Below are 4,131 nucleotides of genomic sequence, written 5' to 3' on the forward strand. Positions count from 1 at the left end.
AATCTCAGAAAAGAAGTGGCAGTGATAAATGAGTTCAAAAAGAATCGGTTGCGCCGTGTACTTGGAGACTTGTTCGCACGGTGCGTTGGGGACGAAGCGGGAGCAATCCCGCTGACTTACCCAATCCTGTAAAGGGGACCCAGAGCCAGCCTATGGCCTTGGAAAACTCTAAGGCTGGCTCTTCCCGTGGATTTTATTTTCCACAATTTCAGTGTAGCACAAAAAATTTTAAATTATAGCATATTTTGAAAATTTTTGTAAATTTTTTTTTTTGAGGGAGCAGGGAGCAGGCAGTGTGGGAAGTGTGGGGATTTTCGCCCCTTGTTAAAGATCAAGGGGGGATCCAAACTCCTCCAACAAACCAAAAACTTTATGATTTTGAAATGTGTGGTCACCAACAAATACAATTTCATCTTCCGTATAATTCCAATTTAGTAACCAGAGCTAGAGAATTAAGAAAAAATATGACCCCAGCAGAGAAAAAGCTGTGGTATTAAAATGTAAAAAAAATTAAGTTTATAGCGGTTTTTATCCTAATGAGGTACACAATATTTTTGCCCTTTTCCCTCTTCTGACTTCCCTATTCCCTGTTCCCTGCTCCCTGTTCCCTGCTCCCTAAAACCCAGAACTTTGTCCCTCATCCAATTGAAAACCGCTAAAGGAGATAGCAATGTTAGTTAAATACAAATTAATCATTTATTGGAGTGAATCAGACCAAACTTTTATAGTGGAAGTACCAGAATTACCTGGATGTATGGCAGATGGTCAAACTTACGTCGAAGCAGTAACTAATGCAGAAATTATTATCCGAGAGTGGATCGAAACGGCTCAGGAGTTGGGGCGTGATATTCCTACTCCCAAAGGACGGTATATTTATGCTTAATAGATCCTTCTTAGATCAGATTAGAGCCCATTTTCTTCAGCTGGAGGGGATGCTATCTGAAAGTCTCCCCAGGGTAAACCCATCTAAATTCTCGAAACCTTAATCAGAAATAATAAGCAAAAATACTTATCTAATGACTCTCATATCCAGTAGGTATTTGTAACTAACATGTGTTTACCCTGAACAAAATTTGGAAAGCCTGAACCACCCCAGCCCCTGTTACCACAGTAAATACAGCTTGAACAGGCAATAAGTTGACGATTTGTGGAGATAATAGGATATAGAGGTAGCTAAATTGCTCAATAAAACTAAATTTGATTAAAAATAAGCGAAAAAGCACCTTTGACACCAGACTAATTAGTCTGCTTTAATCTACTGGCGTGGGTAACGAAATGTTAAGTAGCAAAAATTAGTGTTGATTAAATTTGCCGAAAACCCCGACTATGACTATTTCTTGATGGAGTCGCTCATCAAGAAAACCCGTAAGACCAAGCTGCATCGCTTGTCAAACATTATCCCCATCTGATCACCCGACCATATCCCTACCTATTTTTTCCAAGCTTGAAACGGCCCTACTAGCACAACAGCTGTAGCGGTCGCAATCGGGAATTGAGGAGGGTGATGATTACGGGTATCACTGGTGTGAGTGGGGTTAGCCTGAGCAGCAGTTTAGTAGTAATAAATAATTATCTTAATAGGATAGCCGCCTAATGTCAACCACAAGGAATGACGCCCTTCACCGTAGAAGAGGCTCGTCATCCCACCTGGTTTGAGACCCAGAGGAATGCCAACATGCCTGTATTGCCAACAGTGGTAGTGCAGTGCTCCCGTTGGGTTTCACCTCTAGCGTCGATTGAGTCTGTTGTTAACAATACAGTTCTCTAAAAAAAATTTGTTCCTACCACTATCCAAATTATTAAAATTTTGTTAAACTACTCAAGTGGCAACGCTCAAGTTAAATTAGTCACTCCTTACAAAGCAAATCTAAAGAAAATGTAAAATCAGCGTTGCTTAAGCAATGCAGCGAGGTAGCGCCGCCAAAGGGGGTTCCCGCCCCATGAGTGACTACCGGTGCGGCCAAAGGGGGTTTTACCCACTCGCTATGGCATAAAGACATTCAAGAATGAATTTAGATCGTCTGGTTTTGGTAAATCCCCCGTTGCTTCCCCAACTTTGGGGGAAGTTGAGACTTTTGTTCCCCCCCCCGGTGCCCTTGACCCGTAATTAAATTACGGGTCAAGGGCACCCCAAAATTGGGGGGCTAGGGGGAGGGAATTATACCCAGAAATCTGCCTTGCCATGTAAATTCTTCGATACTAATCCGAACATCCAAACAAGTAATATCGCAGCAGCAGAAGTATGGTTCAAGCTAAACCTAATCCAACATCACAAAAGCTCTCTCCTTCAGACTCAGAACAGATAATTCAATTCCACCACCCAGAGAAGTACCACACCTCAGAGTGGTACACCGGTACTGGAGAGATCGCTGCTAGTGGAGACGGTCGCTCTTTTGAAATATCTGCTACCTATGCGTTAAAGGCAACAGTTAAGTTAGTGGACGGAGTTTTCAACCCTTCCAATCCCACCTTGGCGGAAGTTTACAGTCGTCGCGGTCGTTGTGTGGCAATTGTGGATCAGACCGTAGATGAGCTTTACGGAGCGTCAATTCGCCGCTACTTCGAGGAATATGAAATTCCTCTAAAGTTGCTGGCCTGCCGCGCTTGGGAATCTGACAAAACTCCCGAAACCGTCCACCGCTTGCTGAAATTTTTAGGTAAAGATGGCTGCGACGTTTCCCGGAACGAACCCGTACTAGTAGTAGGCGGCGGTGTTCTTAGTGACGTAGCCGGACTGGCTTGCGCCCTGCAGCACCGACGCACTCCATATATTATGGTCGGAACCACGGTTGTGGCTGCTATCGATGCTGGTCCATCCCCCCGCACTTGCACCAACGGTGCCCAATTTAAGAACAGCATTGGATCCTATCATCCTCCAGTAATGACTTTGGTAGACCGGAGTTTCTTCCGTACTTTAGCGACAGGTCACGTCCGCAACGGTATGGCAGAAATTATTAAAATGGCAGTCACCGATGATCCGGTTCTGTTTGAGTTAATGGAACAATACGGTCCTCGCTTAGTAGAGACTCACTTTGCGACTTTAAATGAAGATGAGGAACTGGGAGCGATCGCTGATACAGTAATCTATCGGGCATTGTTCTCCTACATGAAGCATGAAGGAACAAATATGTTCGAGACTTACCAAGACCGTCCCCACGCTTATGGTCACACCTGGAGTCCTCGCTTTGAACCTGCTGCTAAATTAATGCATGGTCATTCTGTCACCATTGGCATGGCCTTCGGCGCGACTTTAGCTGCAGAGATGGGCTGGGTCAAAGCAGAAGAACGCGATCGCATTATCGCTTTGTGTCGCTCTCTGGGTCTGTCTGTTTACCACCCCATCCTAGAAGATATTGACCTGATGCTTGAAGGTCAAAAAAATATGCGGCGCAAGCGAGGAGAAGGGGGTTTGTGGGCTCCATTGCCAACAGGGATTGGTTCCTGTGATTACGCTCAAGAGGTATCGTCAGGATTGCTAGAAGCAGCCATTGACAAGCATAAGCAATTATGTTCTTCTTTTCCTGATGCTGGAAAAGGCACAGAAATGTACCTCAGTGACCTCGGCCTTGAATAAAAGGAGCACAAACTATTGACCTAGTGCTGCCACAAATGTTTTGTATCCCTGGCATGACTGAATACCGTGCCCTATTGGACTTGCTTAATATTCCCTATGTGGGCAATACCCCAGATTTGATGGCACTAACTGCCCATAAAGCAAAGCAAGAGCTAAGGCGATTGTGGCAGCCGCAGGAGTTAAAGTACCTTTTGGAGAACTACTTCGCCAGGGAGACATTCCCACCATTAAGCCGCCAGTAGTGATCAAACCTGCTAGTTCTGACAATTCTTGTGGGGTGACTTTAGTCAAAAATGTCGCTGACTATGACGCTGCCCTCAAAACAGCGTTTGAACATTCAGATCAGGTTTTAGTCGAAGAGTACATCGAACTGGGTCGGGAAGTCAGATGTGGAATCCTTGTCAAAGACGGTGAGCTCGTGGGTTTACCCTAGGCTGTTGAGTTTGAATCCCTTATGCCGATAAAAGTTCATGCAGTTTATATGTCAATTTTTGTAGTCTGAAAAATAGCCCGACGCTTGGCCAAGGGAGATTCTCCAAAGTGCTGTCGATACCAAT

3 protein-coding genes and 2 pseudogenes are annotated in these 4,131 nt (G+C 44.7%); all 5 read left to right on the plus strand.

All coding sequences use genetic code 11. The annotated features are described in order from the left end of the window. Positions 1-383 precede the first annotated feature (383 nt). Positions 384-494, plus strand: a pseudogene (locus F6K38_RS44575) (endonuclease); the annotation flags it as partial. A 176-nt stretch (positions 495-670) separates the two neighbouring features. Beyond that, positions 671-883, plus strand: coding sequence for a type II toxin-antitoxin system HicB family antitoxin (locus F6K38_RS36385; RefSeq protein WP_008182597.1), 213 nt, complete (start codon positions 671-673; stop codon positions 881-883). 726 nt (positions 884-1,609) lie between these two features. Continuing rightward, positions 1,610-1,768, plus strand: coding sequence for a hypothetical protein (locus F6K38_RS36390; protein WP_154659750.1), 159 nt, complete (start codon positions 1,610-1,612; stop codon positions 1,766-1,768). Positions 1,769-2,242: 474 nt separating this feature from the next. After that, positions 2,243-3,574 carry a sedoheptulose 7-phosphate cyclase gene (locus F6K38_RS36395; RefSeq protein ID WP_008182599.1) on the plus strand — a complete coding sequence of 444 codons (1,332 nt, stop codon included), beginning with the start codon at positions 2,243-2,245 and terminating at the stop codon, positions 3,572-3,574. A gap of 8 nt (positions 3,575-3,582) precedes the next feature. Then, positions 3,583-4,004, plus strand: a pseudogene (locus F6K38_RS44580) (ATP-binding protein); the annotation flags it as partial. Positions 4,005-4,131: the final 127 nt, after the last annotated feature.

The sequence above is a fragment of the Moorena sp. SIO3B2 genome (assembly GCF_010692525.1).
Classification (GTDB): Bacteria; Cyanobacteriota; Cyanobacteriia; order Cyanobacteriales; family Coleofasciculaceae; genus Moorena; species Moorena producens.